The 17,183-nt window shown below is 41.7% G+C and carries 20 protein-coding genes; 16 read left to right on the plus strand and 4 right to left on the minus strand.

Annotation, left to right across the window (positions count from 1 at the left end):
• Window positions 1-221 precede the first annotated feature (221 nt).
• Genes ACWPW6_RS11515 through ACWPW6_RS11525 form a run of 3 tightly spaced genes read left to right on the plus strand, consistent with a single transcriptional unit; the run spans window position 222 to window position 2,239 of the window.
• Window positions 222-665: a PTS sugar transporter subunit IIA gene (locus ACWPW6_RS11515; RefSeq protein WP_154624732.1), complete on the plus strand. Its 444-nt coding sequence runs from the start codon at window positions 222-224 to the stop codon at window positions 663-665.
• Window positions 666-683: 18 nt separating this feature from the next.
• The gene (locus ACWPW6_RS11520) at window positions 684-971 is read left to right on the plus strand and encodes a PTS sugar transporter subunit IIB (protein ID WP_154624733.1); all 288 of its coding nucleotides are present in this window, start codon (window positions 684-686) and stop codon (window positions 969-971) included.
• An 11-nt stretch (window positions 972-982) separates the two neighbouring features.
• On the plus strand, window positions 983-2,239 hold the full coding sequence (locus ACWPW6_RS11525; RefSeq protein WP_154624734.1) for a PTS ascorbate transporter subunit IIC: 1,257 nt from the start codon (window positions 983-985) through the stop codon (window positions 2,237-2,239).
• A gap of 72 nt (window positions 2,240-2,311) precedes the next feature.
• Here the strand turns inward: ACWPW6_RS11525 and ACWPW6_RS11530 are convergent, their stop codons facing one another.
• From ACWPW6_RS11530 to ACWPW6_RS11545, 4 genes are all read right to left on the minus strand, one after another.
• Entirely contained in the window at window positions 2,312-3,124 is an 813-nt protein-coding gene (locus tag ACWPW6_RS11530; protein ID WP_251464362.1) for a bestrophin-like domain, read from the minus strand.
• A 763-nt stretch (window positions 3,125-3,887) separates the two neighbouring features.
• Complete coding sequence (locus ACWPW6_RS11535) at window positions 3,888-4,238, minus strand: phage holin family protein (protein ID WP_154624736.1); 351 nt, start codon at window positions 4,236-4,238, stop codon at window positions 3,888-3,890.
• Between the two features lie 876 nt (window positions 4,239-5,114).
• On the minus strand, window positions 5,115-5,909 hold the full coding sequence (gene map, locus ACWPW6_RS11540; protein ID WP_154621902.1) for a type I methionyl aminopeptidase: 795 nt from the start codon (window positions 5,907-5,909) through the stop codon (window positions 5,115-5,117).
• 1 nt (window position 5,910) lies between these two features.
• Window positions 5,911-6,108 (minus strand): ParD-like family protein, encoded by a 198-nt coding sequence (locus ACWPW6_RS11545; protein WP_154621903.1) that lies wholly within the window; start codon window positions 6,106-6,108, stop codon window positions 5,911-5,913.
• Window positions 6,109-6,438: 330 nt separating this feature from the next.
• Here ACWPW6_RS11545 and ACWPW6_RS11550 point away from each other — a divergent pair, with 330 nt between their 5' ends.
• The 13 genes from ACWPW6_RS11550 to ACWPW6_RS11610 all read left to right on the plus strand — a co-directional run bounded on the left by ACWPW6_RS11550 (window position 6,439) and on the right by ACWPW6_RS11610 (window position 17,170).
• Window positions 6,439-6,864: a universal stress protein gene (locus tag ACWPW6_RS11550; protein WP_154621904.1), complete on the plus strand. Its 426-nt coding sequence runs from the start codon at window positions 6,439-6,441 to the stop codon at window positions 6,862-6,864.
• A 456-nt stretch (window positions 6,865-7,320) separates the two neighbouring features.
• On the plus strand, window positions 7,321-7,635 hold the full coding sequence (locus tag ACWPW6_RS11555; protein WP_154621905.1) for a Rieske (2Fe-2S) protein: 315 nt from the start codon (window positions 7,321-7,323) through the stop codon (window positions 7,633-7,635).
• A 2-nt stretch (window positions 7,636-7,637) separates the two neighbouring features.
• Window positions 7,638-7,946, plus strand: a complete 309-nt coding sequence (locus ACWPW6_RS11560) for a recombinase-like helix-turn-helix domain-containing protein (protein ID WP_249998892.1) — start codon at window positions 7,638-7,640, stop codon at window positions 7,944-7,946.
• A gap of 63 nt (window positions 7,947-8,009) precedes the next feature.
• Window positions 8,010-9,047: an aromatic ring-hydroxylating oxygenase subunit alpha gene (locus ACWPW6_RS11565; protein WP_154621907.1), complete on the plus strand. Its 1,038-nt coding sequence runs from the start codon at window positions 8,010-8,012 to the stop codon at window positions 9,045-9,047.
• Complete coding sequence (locus tag ACWPW6_RS11570; protein WP_154621908.1) at window positions 9,040-9,795, plus strand: SDR family oxidoreductase; 756 nt, start codon at window positions 9,040-9,042, stop codon at window positions 9,793-9,795. The genes ACWPW6_RS11565 and ACWPW6_RS11570 overlap by 8 nt, the downstream gene beginning before the upstream one ends.
• A 32-nt stretch (window positions 9,796-9,827) precedes the next feature.
• Window positions 9,828-10,604 (plus strand): IclR family transcriptional regulator, encoded by a 777-nt coding sequence (locus ACWPW6_RS11575; RefSeq protein WP_154621909.1) that lies wholly within the window; start codon window positions 9,828-9,830, stop codon window positions 10,602-10,604.
• Window positions 10,605-10,713: 109 nt separating this feature from the next.
• Window positions 10,714-11,640 (plus strand): VOC family protein, encoded by a 927-nt coding sequence (locus tag ACWPW6_RS11580; protein ID WP_251464366.1) that lies wholly within the window; start codon window positions 10,714-10,716, stop codon window positions 11,638-11,640.
• A 4-nt stretch (window positions 11,641-11,644) separates the two neighbouring features.
• Window positions 11,645-12,859, plus strand: coding sequence for an NAD(P)/FAD-dependent oxidoreductase (locus ACWPW6_RS11585; RefSeq protein ID WP_249998895.1), 1,215 nt, complete (start codon window positions 11,645-11,647; stop codon window positions 12,857-12,859).
• A 22-nt stretch (window positions 12,860-12,881) separates the two neighbouring features.
• A complete protein-coding gene (locus ACWPW6_RS11590; protein WP_249998897.1) occupies window positions 12,882-14,156 on the plus strand; it encodes an MFS transporter in 1,275 nt (424 codons plus the stop codon).
• A gap of 30 nt (window positions 14,157-14,186) precedes the next feature.
• Window positions 14,187-14,702 carry a cupin domain-containing protein gene (locus ACWPW6_RS11595; RefSeq protein WP_154621913.1) on the plus strand — a complete coding sequence of 172 codons (516 nt, stop codon included), beginning with the start codon at window positions 14,187-14,189 and terminating at the stop codon, window positions 14,700-14,702.
• 15 nt (window positions 14,703-14,717) lie between these two features.
• Window positions 14,718-15,548 carry an alpha/beta fold hydrolase gene (locus tag ACWPW6_RS11600; protein ID WP_247047560.1) on the plus strand — a complete coding sequence of 277 codons (831 nt, stop codon included), beginning with the start codon at window positions 14,718-14,720 and terminating at the stop codon, window positions 15,546-15,548.
• Window positions 15,549-15,570: 22 nt separating this feature from the next.
• On the plus strand, window positions 15,571-16,365 hold the full coding sequence (locus ACWPW6_RS11605; RefSeq protein ID WP_154621914.1) for an SDR family oxidoreductase: 795 nt from the start codon (window positions 15,571-15,573) through the stop codon (window positions 16,363-16,365).
• 10 nt (window positions 16,366-16,375) lie between these two features.
• On the plus strand, window positions 16,376-17,170 hold the full coding sequence (locus ACWPW6_RS11610) for an aspartate dehydrogenase (protein WP_154621918.1): 795 nt from the start codon (window positions 16,376-16,378) through the stop codon (window positions 17,168-17,170).
• The last annotated feature ends 13 nt before the right edge of the window (window positions 17,171-17,183 follow it).

Below are 17,183 nucleotides of genomic sequence, written 5' to 3' on the forward strand. Positions count from 1 at the left end.
CTCTATTTCATTCTCTATCTGGCTATAAGTTACCACAGGTTAGTTTTGTTAATGAGCGGACTTTTATGCTCTTTGCTTTTTATTCGCTTTATTTTTGCGAAATGATAGCGCTATCACGAAAATGAATAATTCAACTAGATAGCGCTACCATTGATCACTACTATGCTCTTAGTTAGAAGAAAAGCTAAAAAAAGAGTTTTACATTACCAGGAGCAAATTTAATGCTAACGACATTACTGACCCCCAATGTTATTCAGGTTGTCGAAAACGCCACTGATTGGCGAGAGGCGATTAATATCGCTTGCGAACCCTTGATTAAAAACAATTCCATTCAACCTTCTTATATTGATGCCATCATTCATTCACATGAAAAAATTGGTCCTTATTATGTCCTAGGTCCAGGCATTGCAATGCCCCATGCTCGCCCGGAAGACGGTGTTAACCAATTATCACTGGGTTTAACCGTTATCAAGAATGGTGTGGAGTTTGGATCTGAAGGCAACGACCCAATCAAGCTGTTAATTGTTCTTGCTGCAACTGACAGTGATAGCCATATTGGCGCCATCGCTAAACTTGCAGAACTTTTTGATAATCAAGAAGATATTGACAGCATTATGCAATCAGAAAACATCGATGACATTCTCAATATCATCGCTCGTTACTAATTATTAAAAGGAAATCACATGAAAATCACAGTCGTATGCGGAAATGGTTTAGGTACTAGCCTAATGATGGAAATGAGCATCAAAACAATTTTGAAAGACTTGCAAGTCAATGCAGATGTTGATCATGTTGATCTTGGTTCAGCAAAAGGGACTGCAAGTGATATTTATGTCGGAACTAAAGATATCGCGGAGCAATTAGTCGCACAACACGTTAATGGTGAAATTGTTGCGCTAGAAAATATGATCGACAAAGTTGCAATGAAAGAACATTTGAGTGTCGCTCTGCGTAATCTCGGCGCGCTATAAACGGAGGCGGTATGTCATTTTTTCGTTTTCTGATGGAAGATGTGCTATCAGAACCCGCTATATTAGTGGGTCTGATCGCACTTATCGGTCTGATTGCTCAAAAAAAACCGGTGACCGAATGCATTAAAGGCACCATCAAAACCATCATGGGTTTTGTCATTTTAGGTGCAGGTGCTGGTTTAGTCGTTAGTTCACTCGGTGATTTTTCAGCGATTTTCCAACATGCCTTTGGCATTAACGGTGTCGTTCCAAACAATGAAGCGATCGTCTCTATCGCTCAGAAGAGCTTTGGCCGTGAAATGGCGATGATTATGTTCTTTGCCATGTTAATCAACATACTCATTGCACGCCTGACACCATGGAAATTTATTTTCCTCACCGGCCATCACACATTATTCATGTCAATGATGGTTGCCGTTATTCTAGCAACTGCTGGAATGCAAGGAACAATGTTAGTCGTCGTTGGTTCACTGATTGTCGGCTTTTGTATGGTGTTTTTCCCAGCCATCGCGCACCCATACATGAAAAAAGTCACGGGTTCTGATGATGTCGCCATTGGTCACTTTTCCACTATTTCATATGTCCTCGCCGGTTTTATTGGCAGTAAATTTGGTAATAAAGAACATTCAACTGAAGATATGAATGTGCCAAAGAGCTTGCTTTTCTTACGTGATACCCCAGTGGCTATTTCATTCACTATGTTCATTATTTTCATTATTACCTGCCTATTCGCGGGTGGTGATTATGTACGTGAAGTGAGTGGCGGTAAAAATTGGTTCATGTTCTCATTAATGCAATCTATTACATTTGCTGCGGGTGTTTATATTATCCTGCAAGGTGTTCGTATGGTGATTGCTGAGATCGTACCTGCTTTTAAAGGTATTTCGGATAAATTAGTACCAAATGCAAAACCAGCTCTAGACTGCCCTGTCGTCTTCCCTTATGCGCCAAATGCTGTATTAGTCGGTTTCTTAAGTAGCTTTGCTGCCGGAATAATCGGTATGTTTATTCTCTATGCGCTCAATATGACCGTCATTATTCCAGGCGTTGTGCCACACTTCTTCGTTGGTGCAGCAGCTGGCGTATTCGGTAATGCAACAGGCGGACGTCGAGGTGCCATTTTAGGTGCCTTTGCGCAAGGTTTATTGATTACCTTCTTACCTGTATTCCTATTACCTGTTCTTGGTGATATCGGTATCGCAAATACAACATTTAGTGATGCTGACTTTGGAGCTATCGGTATTCTGTTAGGTATTATTGTACGCTAGAAATAAAATCCCCATAGCCACCTTGGCTACGGGGATTTTTCACTTCATTAAGCAATCAATTTCCAAATGCTATTAGCCCAACTTACCCACTAACGCCCCTTCTTTAAATAAGAACTCCTGCAAAGAAATCAAATCATCCGGTGTCACATGAATAACCCCTTCTCCCGGAATATCAATCTCTGCAATCATAAATAACGCTAATGTTGTTAAGGAAGGCAATATTAAAATTAACCCGTTCTTTCCTTTCGTACCTCGGATGTTGTATCCAATCAAGATATTAGAACAAATCGCAAAGAAAATGAGTAAAAACCAAGCTGCGTTTGGTATTTGATGACGCCAACTTGCCATGGTTTTTTGCTGTGAAAGATAGAGGTCACTAAACGCAGTGAGTACAGAAGCAATAACAGGGTTGGGAGATTGGTTCGCTTCCTTAACGGCGATATCCCAGAGTGCGGCTTGCTTTTCTAAAGATACCCTTCGCCATTGATTATTTTCATCACTGATACCCGATTTAAAAAATTCAATTCTTGCTTCTAAATACTGCTGTAATAGATGGATTGCATCATTTTTATCGCTATTGTTGAGTATTTGTATCCGTTGATAAGCATTGCCAATCGCAATCGCTTCATTTTCCTCAGTTTGTTGACGGTTATTATAGCCATTGATTGAAATTGACAACACAAAACCAATCAATAACCCCAGTAAGGATAAAATTGCGCCTAATATTATTTTCGCTTCGTCATCCGCAATGTCTTCATGTGCATTCCTACGCTTAAATATAAATTTACCGATGTAAGCTGAAATCACTAACAAAATAAACGTAATAACAAATAAGAGAATAGAGTCAATAGGTGTGTCATTAATTAATTCAGAAAGGCTAAACATAGAGAAGTTCCAGATAAGAAATTTCTCGATGATATAACATATCCAGAATAACACTTTCTAGCTTTTTAACGACCAAAAACAAGTTCAGATTTTAACGCTAAAATGCCATCTAAAAATGATTATTTGCTTGCCATTATTCATGTTCACACCCAAAAAAACAGCTAGTTAACCTACTGTTTTTTAATTGGTTTTTGATGTTCAAATTCAAGCTTTGGCATACACTCCTCGAGCTTCCCCAATTAAATCCCAGTGTGTCATCGTGAATTAACCCAAGTCCCTTTTAATACAAAATTTCATCAACCTAGTTTTAGTGTTTGCATACAGTCAGAATATCTACCGCCACGTGTATGAAATGAGGTAACATCGTTCCCTTGGCAAAGTCGATTAGCTCAGCAGATCAAATGCCCTAGGCTTTTCTCTACAATAAGATAATTTTGACCGGATCTCTGACGCGTTGTTCACACACATGACCGCACGTCTGGAAAACGCATAAATTGAATTATAAATCTTAGCAAGAATAACCCAATGAAAGGAATGAATTAATGGATTAATAGATTAATGGATTAATGGATTAATGGATTAATGGATTAATGGATTAATGGATTAATGGATATAAGTTATCTCTGTTGATGAGACGAGCCAATTAAGTTTTATATTAGCGATTACTCTTTTTATGAATAACAATATACTTCGATAAGCCTCATTAGGGCTTATCGTACTACTCAGTTTTCATTCTTCATTACTCGGAAACTAAAATGACACGTTACTCTTTATCTCCATAGCGTTTTTTTATTGAAATTAAAAAAGAATCAATAATCCAACTTAATTTTTTTGTCCCAAGAAAACCTATCATCGCTCCACAAAACTCCGCAAGGGATGACCAAGCCTCAGAATAATTCATATATACAAGTAACCATTGTAGAGTACGAATAGCACTAACGGTAATAGCACCACAAATGACTGCTTCGGCTAATGATTGCCATGCGCTGTTACCATCTCGCCATTCTCTAATAAATGCAATTAGCGTTGCCAACATAACACCACTTAATAAAGGAAAATTGAGTTGAATCCAGCGAAAAACCTGCTCCCAAAAATCAATATTTTTCTCATGCATAATGAAACCTCCTAAATGGAGTGAAAATTATTATCAATAAATGAAGCCCCCTTATCATTGATATCAAGTCGTAATTAATCTCAATTACCCTTGATATTTTTTATCGCTACTGACACAGAAAAATCTCCCAAATGACATTATTGCAAAAACCTCCTTTTAACTTTGAGAAATAAAACTAAAAGCATTAATTGAAAACATATTTAACTTTATATTATTTTTATATATAGCAGCTGATAGATTTGTATCCTCACACACACAAAAGCCAAATTAAAGACGTTAATTTTTTAGTCATTAATAATAATTACGCTTACCAAGAAAATGTAAAAAACGCTATTATTTATATACCATGCAGCTCTCTAATAATTAAAGGTATTTCCTTGTAATTATGACTTTCAATTATCATTTTTAATGTGAATCGAGTACTCAAAAACGCCGATAACTCGCTATATTGGTAAAACCTAATAAATTTATTTATTGAAACAGAATGGCCAGCGCGAATTTATTCACTGAGTCATCGCCAAAACATAGCTATTATTGTATAAAATCAAATTGTTATAAAATTATACATCTGATTAACTCAATAACATGATGTCGGATTTAAATGTGCAACTTAGCATTGTAAAAGTGACTAAAAACATCAGTGTTATCACGACAACGACAAAATGGTATATGACCAAGCCAATGGCGAGTCAATCGATTCATACAATCAAAAATCTGTTAGAGGTGATGTTATTCTACTGTCAATGCAGCATATTAACTTGAGTGAAATCAGTAAAATCAAACTGAGCTTTTAACAGCCACGCATTCCCTTAGTAAATAAAGGAATAAATAGACAAAAAGCCGCATAAGCGGCTTTTTACACTCATTTTCGCTCTATTAGAGGTGATGTTTAGCGACATAAGCCTTTTCTTCATCGCGCAGGGTTAGCACTTCATAACCTGTTGCTGTCACTAAAATCGTATGCTCAGATTGTGCTGACAACTTCTTGTCTCGAGTCACCACAGTCCAACCATCTTTTTTAGTTTTAATTTTCATGCCACCTTGGTTAATCATTGGTTCGATTGTAAATGTCATCCCTTCTTTCAACACCGCACCTTGACCCCGTACGCCATAGTGGAGGACCTGAGGATCTTCGTGCATTTCGCGGCCTATACCATGACCACAGTATTCACGCACAACACTGTACCCGTTGGCTTGTGCATGGTGTTGAATTGCGGCACCAATATCTCCCAGAGTTGCACCAGGTTTGACCTGCTTGATCCCTTCCCACATCGCTTCATAAGTATCTTTAACTAGTTTACGCGCAAGTGGAGAAGCCTCTGGCATGACATACATTTTGCTTGAGTCAGCAATAAAACCATTTTTTTCTAATGTAATATCTACGTTGATAATATCTTTGGCTTTTAAATATTCATCAACTTTCGGTACGCCATGGCAAACGACCTCATTCAACGAGGTATTTAACACATATTGGTAATCATACTGCCCCTTACTGGCCGGCCTAGCTTGTAGATCGTTTACAATATAGTCTTCAACCTTATTATTGATTTCCATGGTGGTAATACCTGGCACGATAAACGTATCCAGCATGGCAAATACTTTAGCTAGCAAGCGGCCTGACTCACGCATCAATTCAATTTCTTCCGCTGTTTTGATTGTGATATTACTCATGCTACTTCCCTTTATGATTAACAGATTCTTTTTCTAACATTTCACTAATCAGTGTCGTGAAGGTTTTGTCTGGATTTAATTCTGCTTGAATACCTATTTTTATCCAAAATTCCGCCTGAGAATTAATAGAACGTGACATAACATGGCTAGCACGACGCAAATAGTCATGTAATTCATCTGAAATTTTGACAATTCCCAAAATAGTCCCTCAAAGCATATAAAACGTTATGGTTTATATATAAACCATATAATATCTACCATGATAAAGATAGGTGTTAAATAACTATCTAGAAATAAATCGCACGAATGAACCTGTTTAAAACAGCCAATTTTAATTTTCTGACTTGAATCCTCCGTCAAAGTATCAAACGTTATCATGTTGTACTCTAATTGTTAGTTAGCGCTATATTTATACTTGTATTAAGAGAGAGTTTTTTACCGTGCAAAAGCTAGGGTAAATGTTGTTTCCAGCGATTGTTTTAATCAGATAAGTTTTGAGCATACTATTCATGATTGTTCGGAGAACAATATGTACAAAAAAATCTTAGTCCCCATTGATATCACAGAAAAAAATTTAGCGAACCTTGTCCTTCCTCACATTCAATACCTTTCTGAGGAAGAAAATGCTCACGTTCATTTTTTAGCCGTCATTCCAACCATTCCTTTTTATACTTCTATGGGATTTGGTTTTGCTGAAAAAGCGGATAGTGAACAAGATAAAGTGACCAATCAATTGATTGATATAATTAAAGATTTCAAATTATCAAAAGAAAAATATACGGCTCAAGTTGTTATGGGCACACCTAGAGATGAAATTTTACGTATTGCAGATCAGATACAAGCAGATTTGATTGTTATCGGCTCAAAACGGCCCGGTATGTCCACCTACTTCTTAGGTTCTACCGCCTCAATGATTATCCAAAACTCTAACATTTCTGTTTTAACTATACGTTAATATTTGCACCCACTTTATCGGTGGGTGTTAATACCTATCAGTTAACGAATAATACAACACATGGTTTTATCAACCCGTCTTTGCTGACAAGTTTCACCTCCCTACCCGTGGGATATACGCCAAAATAATATTCAGAATCGTTCTACCACCTCATCGTTTAAACTTTTCTTAACCACCTCTTTTTACAGTCATTATTCCTTGCTGTAGGCACGCTAGCCTAAACTGAATACTCGACAATTCAATGTATAAGCGACCCTTATGCTGTATTTCCCGATACGGTTTCTTATATGAAACCAGAAATAACGATAAGCTCGACACAACGCACATTTTAAAACAAATATTTTACATATCCGCAACATTAGATTGACTGTTTATCGCTCAGCCCATTAGTCTGGTTTTAAATAATAAACAATGTTTTATATATGAAACAAACTGTCTTGCTGTGGAGGAAGTAATATGAGTTGGGTCGCCGTATGTAATGTCTCACAAGTACAAGAAGAATTTCCTTATTCCGCCAGAGTCAATGATGCAGAGATTGGTATTTTCTTAGTGGAAAACCAGTACTACGCCATGGAGGACGTTTGCCCCCATGCTTACGCTTTACTGAGCCAAGGTTTTGTTGAAGATGGCAAAGTTGAATGCCCACTGCATGAAGCAGTATTTGATATCAAAACAGGAAAATGTCTGCGCGAGCCTGGGGGACGTGACTTAAAAACTTATCAAACTCGCGTTAATAACAACCAAATCGAAATTAGCTTCATTGAGGAGTAGAAATGGAACCGATACAGAATTTCAACCCTTATTTACCTGCTAATCATCAGATTATACCTGCACGTGAAGGCGGTAAAGGGCAAATCCAGTCGCCTGGTACAGCACCCAATATTATTTGGCAAACTCGTTCACGGCTCCCCGATGAATACGAAGTCGCACTCATTGCCGCATTAGAGACCCTATTTGATTCCGGTATTGAGGCTCTCGAACAAATCATCAGTACACTCAATCAAAAACACGTGTTTGATAGGCAAGGCCAACCATGGAATGAGGCAAGTTTCCGCGAATTTCTCCAAGTAAATGGGTATTAATTCACTGCCGCTAGCGCAGAAATAATAATAAAGAATGATACCGCTGATAACAGGAAGCAAATTATGACAACTAATACACAACCTCAGAACTATCAAGATTATTTAGACATTGGCCTTAGAGGCCAGTGGTACCCTGTTTTATCCAGCTGGGAAGTCACCAGTAATCCGATCGGAATTACTCGCTTAGAAGAGCAAATTGTTTTATGGCGAGACCAACAAGGTCAAATTCACGCATTGGAAGACCGTTGCCCACATCGCGGCGCTCGTTTATCGATGGGATGGAACCTTGGTGAACGTATCGCTTGCTGGTATCACGGTGTTGAGGTGGGAGGTGATGGCGTTGTTAAAGATGTGCCGGCTGTTAATCAATGCCCATTAGAAGGCCAAAAATGCCTAAAAACCTATCCAGTTCAAGAGTGTCATGGCGCGATTTTTCTTTATTTCGCCATCGCCGATGAAACACCACCGCAGCTCGCATTCCCTGAAGAGCTTGCTGATAGTGAAAACCATAGCCACTTTTTATGTACTGCAACTTGGCATTGTAATTATCAATATGCACTGGAAAACGTCATGGATCCAATGCATGGCACTTATTTACACTCCTCTTCACATTCCATGGCTGACGGTGACAAACAGTCTGAAATGATCTTAGAACCGACCCAAAATGGTTTTATCTTTCGCAAAAATGACCAAATGGGTGTCAATTTTGACTGGGTAGAGTTCGCGAGCACCGGCGCTAATTGGCTTCGACTCTCTATCCCTTACCAAAAGCGTTTCGGGCCAGGTGGCCATTTTTGGATTATCGGTATGGTCGTGCCTGAAGATAGAGACAATACCCGAGTCTTCTTCTGGCGTATCCGTAAAGTTAAAGATTGGCAACGAGATCTTTGGCGTTTTATGTACCGCAACCGCCTAGAGGGCTTGCACTGGGATGTTTTAGAACAAGACAGAGTTATTCTTGAAAATATGGCGCCTAATGCACGTCAGCGTGAATTCCTCTACCAACATGATGTCGGGTTATCGCGTCTTCGTCGAATTATGCAACGTGAAGCCAAAAAACAATTTGACCAAATCTACAAAGAGGAAACGTCAAATGCATGATTTGTTGGCAGGCAAACGTATTGTGATCACCGGCGCAGCGAGAGGGCTAGGGTTTGATTTTGCCAAAGCGATTGCTCAACAAGGAGCGCAAGTGGTGCTTTGCGATATCCTCAGTGATCGCTTGCAACAAAGCGTTGCTCAGCTACGTCAAGAAGGTTTGGCTGCCGATGGATTGACTCTGGATATTGCCGATCCCAAAGCGATAGAGGATGTATTCCAGACTATTGGTCAGCAAGGCAAGATAGACGGCTTGATTAATAACGCAGCCCTCGCAACAGGCGTAGGGGGTAAGACATTAGAAGAATACGACCTAGAGTTATGGGATCGTGTTATGACGGTCAATGTGAAAGGTACTTGGCTCGTGACCAAAGCCGCGCTGCCTTTTTTGCGCCAGAGTAACAATGCCAAGATCGTGAATATCGCCTCCGATACGGCATTATGGGGTGCCCCTAAACTCATGGCTTATGTTGCGAGCAAAGGAGCCATTATCAGCATGACACGTTCTATGGCAAGAGAGCTGGGTGAACAACGAATTTGTGTCAATGCTATCGCCCCTGGGTTAACCAAAGTTGAAGCCACCGAATATGTTCCTGTGGAGCGCCACCAGCTATACGAAAATGGGCGAGCTCTTCAAGGTGAACAAAAACCTGAAGACGTCACTGGTACGGTTTTATATTTGCTGTCACCGCTGGCCAATTTCGTCACTGGGCAACTCATCCCTGTGAATGGTGGTTTTGTATTTAACTAAAGGCGCCGCTTTAATGCGGGGAGGTTAAGGATTTGAGTTCAACATGCAAGTATTTGATCCCGGGTCTGGAAAAAGGATTGCAGCTTTTGTTACTCCTCGCACAACAGCACCGCGAGCTAACCTTCGCTGAGATTTTACGCCTAGTTGATATGCCAAAGGCCACTGCTTATCGCGCGATACAGACGTTAGTACATTTAGATTTTATTGAGCAACACCCACGCACTGGGGCTTTTTCACTTGGTCGCAAAGTACTTAGCTTAGGGTTGGGCTATATCGCGTCACTGGATCTTACACAATTAGGTCAGCCCATTATTGAACAATTGCGTGACCGTAGCCAATGTAACAGCCATTTAGTCATACGTGATGGGCGTGACATTATTTACATTGCTCGGGTCAGTGGCGCAGAGTCAAAAATTAACCATGTCAGCGTGGGAACACGTTTATTAGCTCATCGAACATCGCTTGGTCGTATGTTACTCAGTGGATTGAGCCGAGAGGAATTTGATGCTCTCTACCCCGATGATGAACTACCGGATGATGCAGGCAGTAAACAAGCGTTTTGGGCAATGATCCAAGCGGATAGATTACGTGGCTACGTGATTGGAGAATCATTTTACCGCCGAGGCATCTCCTCGATTGTTTATCCTGTTTTCAATCGTGATAACGGTGTGGAAGCTGTGATCAGTATTATGGTTCCTATGGATACCATCCCTGTACAGGAACGACAACGGCTACAGAATGAAGTGAGCAGCGCCGCGCAAAAACTTACTGAGTTTATAGGTGGTATGACATCCGCTAAAGCGATATAGCGTTACCCATAAAAAAATCAAACATTAGGTTTATTGCCATAAGCCTCGGGTTTCTGCTTGCCCAAAATCAAGGTGGGCAATAACAAATGCATACATAGAGGGTCAAATTATGTCAGTCATTGGTATTGAAAAATTAGAATTTGGTGTGGATAACATTGCCGATTGTCAGCAATTTTTACAGGATTTCGGTCTGCAAGCATCACCCAATACCCCTTCTTATTTTACAACACTGTCCGGTGCTAGCGTGACATTATCAGCCATTGATGATCCCCGCTTACCCACCCCATTTGAATCCGGTTCGACCTTGCGCCGAATCACTTGGGGCGTGAATACTCGTACAGAACTTGAACACATTATTCAACAAATCGAAAACAGCCCCAATTTCCAATTGACGCCTGATGGCGCACAATGCCTTGATCCTAATGGAATGACTGTCGCTTTTTGTATCACGCAACAACAACAAGTCTCCGTTGATATTTCGCCCATCAACCAATGGGGAGATATTCGACGTATTGATGCACCAAGCCCTGTTTACGACAAAGCCACCCCTATTAATATTGGTCATGTCGTCTTTTTTGTTGATGACCTAGCAGCAACAGAAGCATTTTATTGCGATAAGCTCGGTTTTCAAGTCTCTGATCGCTATATCGATCGTGCCGTTTTTTTACGCACGCAAGTTAATGGCTGCCATCACAATTTATTTTTACTCAAACTCCCTCATCGTGGGCGTGGTTTGAATCACGTAGCCTTCACCGTTCGCGATATCCACGAGGTTATTGGCGGCGGTCTCGCAATGAACCGGCAACAATGGAGCACCTTTATCGGTCCCGGTCGTCACCCTATTTCGTCAGCCTATTTCTGGTATGTCAATAGCCCAACTGGCGGGGCTTTTGAGTACTACACCAATGACGATTATTTAACCGAAAAATGGCAACCACGTGAACTTGAACATTCCCTCGTTTCCTTTACCGAATGGGCTGTGGAAGGCGGTATCGACCATGAAACTCGTCGACAAGTGAAAAAAGGTCAGGGGTGAAGCGATGAAACAATTAATTGAAGGCGGTATCGTGATTATCGGTGGTGGACAAGCCGGAGGCTGGGCAGCCAAAACATTACGGGACCAAGGTTATCAAGGGCGTTTATCCGTCATTAGTGATGAACCACATGATTTCTATGAACGACCACCGTTATCAAAAGCAGCCCTTGTTCAAGAAAACACCACATTATCACGTCTATTCAGTGAAGAAGAAACCAAGGCGTTAAATTTAACGTGGTATCGCCCTATTCGGGCCACTGGTATTGATAGCGAGAAAAAACAGGTTCAACTCAGTGATGGACGCGGCTTAACATTTGATAAGCTATTGATTGCTACAGGCGGGCGGCCTCGCTACCTTTCCTCTGCTTGGCAGTCCCACCCACGAGTATTTGCCCTTCGCTCTTGGGATGACGGGCAAAAATTACGCCGCGCGCTATTATCAGCCAAAAAAATTGCCATTATTGGTGGTGGATGGATAGGTTTAGAAGTCGCTGCCTCCGCACGCCTAATGGGGATCGATGTCACTATTTTTGAACGCCAAGAGCGTTTATGTCAGCGAAGTGTGCCCAGCAGCGTATCAAACGCATTAGCCCTACGCCACCAACAAGCTGGCGTGAATGTTATTACCGATTGCGGTGAAATTTTACTTGATGAAAATACAGACGAACTCTGTATTCGCTGTGCAAAGCGACCTAACCAATCATTTGACCTTGCCGTCATGGGAATTGGTGTTGAATTAAATCTTGAATTAGCGGCTCAGGCAGGCCTTGAATTAACCCATGGCATCGTTGTCAACGGACAGGGGCAAACCTCACACCCTGATATTTATGCCGCTGGCGATGTCGCTTGTCACCCCACGTTATCCCTTTGTTTGCAATCTTGGGCTTATGCACAGAACCAAGCCATTAGCACCGCAAAGGCTATGCTTAACCACCATAGTGAAGGGTTTAATGAGCTCGCGTGGCTATGGTCAGACCAATACCAAGATAATATCCAGATTTTAGGAGTCCCTACTTCACAGGCAACCCAACATATTCAACGAATAACGCCAACGTCCGAAGTGCATTTTTCACTGAATAATGACAATGAATTAGTTCAAATGGTCGCATTTAACGATGCTCGCACCATTAAATTAGGCAAAAGGTGGATGCAAAACAGCCGTCAATTATCCCCTTTAGAGCTAGCTGATCCTCAATTTTCACTCATGTCACTGAAGTAAATGTACAGACAGGAGACATACTATGGCTAATCAATCAATATCTGTGCCCTCAGTGACACAAACCGGTGAAACAGCTACCCAACACACAGAAAAAGTGAATTGGCTCATCCCAATCGCTCTATTTTCCTGTGTATTGCTAGCCTTTTTCGACAAAATCAGCATCGCCGCTTTATTTTCTGATGAACAATTCCAAAAAGCATTAGGGATTGATTTTGATCCAACTCGTCTTGGATTGTTGATGAGTGCTTTTCTGTTTTCTTATGGTATTTCATCCATGCTACTCAGTGGTATTGGCGATAAATTTCATCCAACAAAAATGCTACTGTTTATGATTAGCAGTTGGTGTATTTTGATGATTTTTATGGGCTTTACCCATCACTACACAACGATGGTTGTCTTACGTGTCTTACTGGGCATTGCTGAAGGCCCCTTACTGGCGATTTCTTATGCCATTGTTCGTCGCACCTTTCCACAAAAAATGCAAGCAAGAGCGACAATGCTTTGGTTATTAGGTACACCGATTGGTGCCGCACTCGGTTTTCCTATTTCTATCTATTTACTGCACAGTTTTGGCTGGCAAAGCACCTTTTTTGTTATGGCGGCTTTCACGGTGCCTGTGTGGTGGCTTGTCGTTATTGGTATTCGCCACCCTAATTTAGTCAATCAACACGCTAAAAAAGTTGATGGAAAAGTATCCATTACCGAACTCGCTGAAACCAAAACACAACGCAACATCCTCTTACGCAATAGCCATTTTTGGATTATCTGCTTATTTAATATTGCGTTCCTCGTTTATCTATGGGGAATGAATGGCTGGTTACCCAGTTATTTAATCAAGGGTAAATCCATCAATTTAGAGCATGCAGGGATCCTTTCTTCTCTCCCCTTTATCGCCATGTTGTTTGGTGAGGCGATAGGCGCATGGCTTTCAGATCGTTATGACCGTCGCGCTCTGGTTTGCTTTATCTCATTGCTAGGCGCCGTCGCTGGATTGGCAGGCGTGTTATTCCTAAGTACGACCTACAGCATCATTTTAATGATGGCTTTTAGCATGTTCATGTGGGGGGCGGGAGCACCCAATATTTTTGCACTACTCGCCAAAGCCACACAGAAACAAGTCAGCGCACTCGCTGGTGGCATATTTAATGGACTCGGCAATCTTGCTGGCGCGGCAGCACCGTTATTGATGGGGGTATTAATCACACTGACCCACGATATGGATAGCGGCCTACTATTTATCGTCATTATCGGTTTAATCGGTAGCGTCTTGTTGCTACCTATCATCAAAAAATACTGATTTTACTACTCAATATCCGGAGATATCACTATGTCACAACAAGCCCAAATAAAACCACAAGACACCTCGATGGCAGATTGGGTTGAATCACGCATCGCCCGCTTCGAAGGTCGTAAATATGATTGGAACGCGTTGAAATTTCAGGCTGATTTTGATCCCAAATATCGCCGTGCACAGATGCGCTACATCGGTACAGGCGCGACAGGTGTTGCTAACGATGTAAATACCGTTCCCGCTGAAAATTTTACCTTTTCAACAATGGTTCTTCCCTCAAAATGTGAGGGCCCTCTTCACTTACACCCTGATGTTGAAGAGGTTTTCTTCATGCTAAAAGGAACAATTACCCTATTCATTAAGGATGGTGATGAAGAATATGAAACGATACTTAAAGAGCGCGACCTGATTTCAGTTCCAGCAGGTATTTATCGCGGCCTATTCAACCATGGTGAAGAAGAAGCATTAATGTGCGTCATGATTGGTACACCAAAACCTGCGATTCCAACCTATCCAGACGATCATCCATTATCAAAAGTGAAACGTGGTTAACAGGAGAATTGAGTGATGAAACTGCCTATTGAACAATTGCCAACTATTCAGTCCGCTGATTTTGGTCAATATCATGTTAACTGGCGTGAAGCAGGTGAAGGAGAAACTATCATTTTACTTCACGGTATCAGCTCTGGATCTGCATCGTGGATTTATCAACTGGCGGATTCATCACTGACTCAACAATACCGACTACTCGCATGGGAGGCGCCGGGTTACCTCAATAGTCTAGCTCTGACGACCGACACACCAACAGCTAACGATTATGCAGAGGCATTAGTGGCTTTGATTGACGGTTTAGCTATTTCGCAAGTGGTGCTCGTTGGTCATTCCCTTGGTGCCATTATAGCCAGTGCATTTGCGGCAAAATACCCACAGCGTATTAAAGGATTACTATTAGCTAACCCAGCGCAAGGTTATGGAACTAAAGACAAAACGGAACAAAAACAAGTTTATGAACAAAGACAGACTATCGTCTTCAATTCCGGGATTGAAAATTATGCGCAACAACGTGCAGCCGCCTTGTTAAGCCCAACAGCCAGTGAGCAACAAATAGATTGGGTTAGGCAGACGATGCGTAAACTCAATCCTAAAGGATTCTTAGCGGCGGCTTGGATGCTGGCATACGATGATATTAATCGTTATCTCAGCCATTATTCTGGTCCGCTCCAGATGCTGGTAGGCCTTGATGATACCATTACGCCGCCTCAAAAAGTCCAAGCGATCGCTCAACAACAAGGTTGTTCACTCGTCTATATCGAACAGGCTGGACATGCAAGCTATCTCGATGCATCTCAGCCATTTAATCATTACCTGAAACAATTTTTGGCGACTCTGCCGTTGTAGACGTTTAATTAAGGAAAGCGCTATGAATTTACAGCTAAAAAATCGTGTTGCCGTCGTCACCGGTGGCAGTTCAGGGATTGGATTAGCAACCGTTCAATTATTGCTCGAAGAGGGATGTAAAGTGGCTTTCTGTGGGCGTAATCAAGACAAATTGATGCAAACACTCACGATGTTACAAGCTGATTATCCACAAGCGGAGCTTCTTGCTGTCTGCTGTGATGTTATGGATAAAACACAAACAGAAGCCTTTGCACAACAAGTACAGTCGCACTTTGGCCAAGCTGATTTACTGATCAATAATGCGGGACAAGGGTATGTCGCTCACTATGCCGACACGCCCGAAGAGGCATGGTTACACGAGGCCCAACTAAAATTATTTGGTGTCATTAACCCCGTTAATGCATTTATGACATTATTGGAGCAATCTGAGATTGCCTCCATTACTTGTGTCAATTCACTGTTAGCCTTACAACCAGAACCTCACATGGTAGCAACCTCTGCTGCACGTGCGGCATTACTCAACCTCACTCTAAACCTATCAAAAACCCTCTTACCAAAAGGTATCCGTGTGAATTCTATTTTGCTCGGCATGGTTGAATCAGAGCAGTGGCGGCGCCGTTTTGAACAGCGCAGTGATAAAAGCCTTAATTGGGAAAGTTGGATTGGCGAGATTGCCCAAAAACGCGGTATTCCAATGCAACGCCTTGGTAAACCTGAAGAGCCAGCTAGAGCTCTCGTCTTTTTAGCTTCACCAATGGCTTCTTTTACCTCAGGTGCGGCATTGGATGTTTCAGGTGGTTTCTGCCATCACATTTAAAGGAATTATGATGAAAACATTAATGCTGATCGGATATGGTGCAATGGCCAATGAAGTAATTAGTCGCTTACCCAAAGGCATTGAATTGCGTTGGATAGTGGCAAGAGAACATCATCATCCTGATATCCAACAACGCTTTCAAAACCGTGTGACGCCACTCAGCTCGCCGACTCAGGCCATACAACAACCTGATTTGGTTCTAGAGTGTGCAAGTCAACAAGCTGTAAAACAATATGCTGCCAAAATATTAGAAAAGGGGTGGACACTCGCGATTATTTCAACCGGTGCTCTTGCTGATGCGCAATTCGCTGACACTCTCCGTCATCAAGCTCACCAGCATCAAGGCACATTGATACCCTTATCAGGTGCGGTTGCTGGATTGGATGGCCTACGCTGCGCAAAAGAAGCCACGATCAATCAAGTGACCTACCAATCAAGAAAGAGCCCTGCCAGTTGGCGTAATGGCCCCGCTGAAAATTATATCGACCTTGATGCGGTTTCCGAACCGACGGTGTTTTTTAGTGGAACTGCACGAGAAGCGGCGTTGAAATTTCCTGCCAATGCCAATGTCGCAGCAACTGTCGCTCTTTATGGTATTGGCATGGATGAGACTAAAGTTGAGTTAATGGTTGATCCAATCACCACCCAAAATAGTCATCGCATCGATGTCTCGGGAGATTTCGGCCATTTTTGTATCGAACTAAACGGTAATCCGCTGCCTTTAAATGCCAAAACATCTTTGTTATCAGCATTAAGCGCCGTCGAAATTTGTCGTCGCATTGCAGAACAAAAAGCCATTATCTGACTGGAGTAGGACC

Source organism: Providencia sp. Marseille-Q8014, from assembly GCF_965112055.1.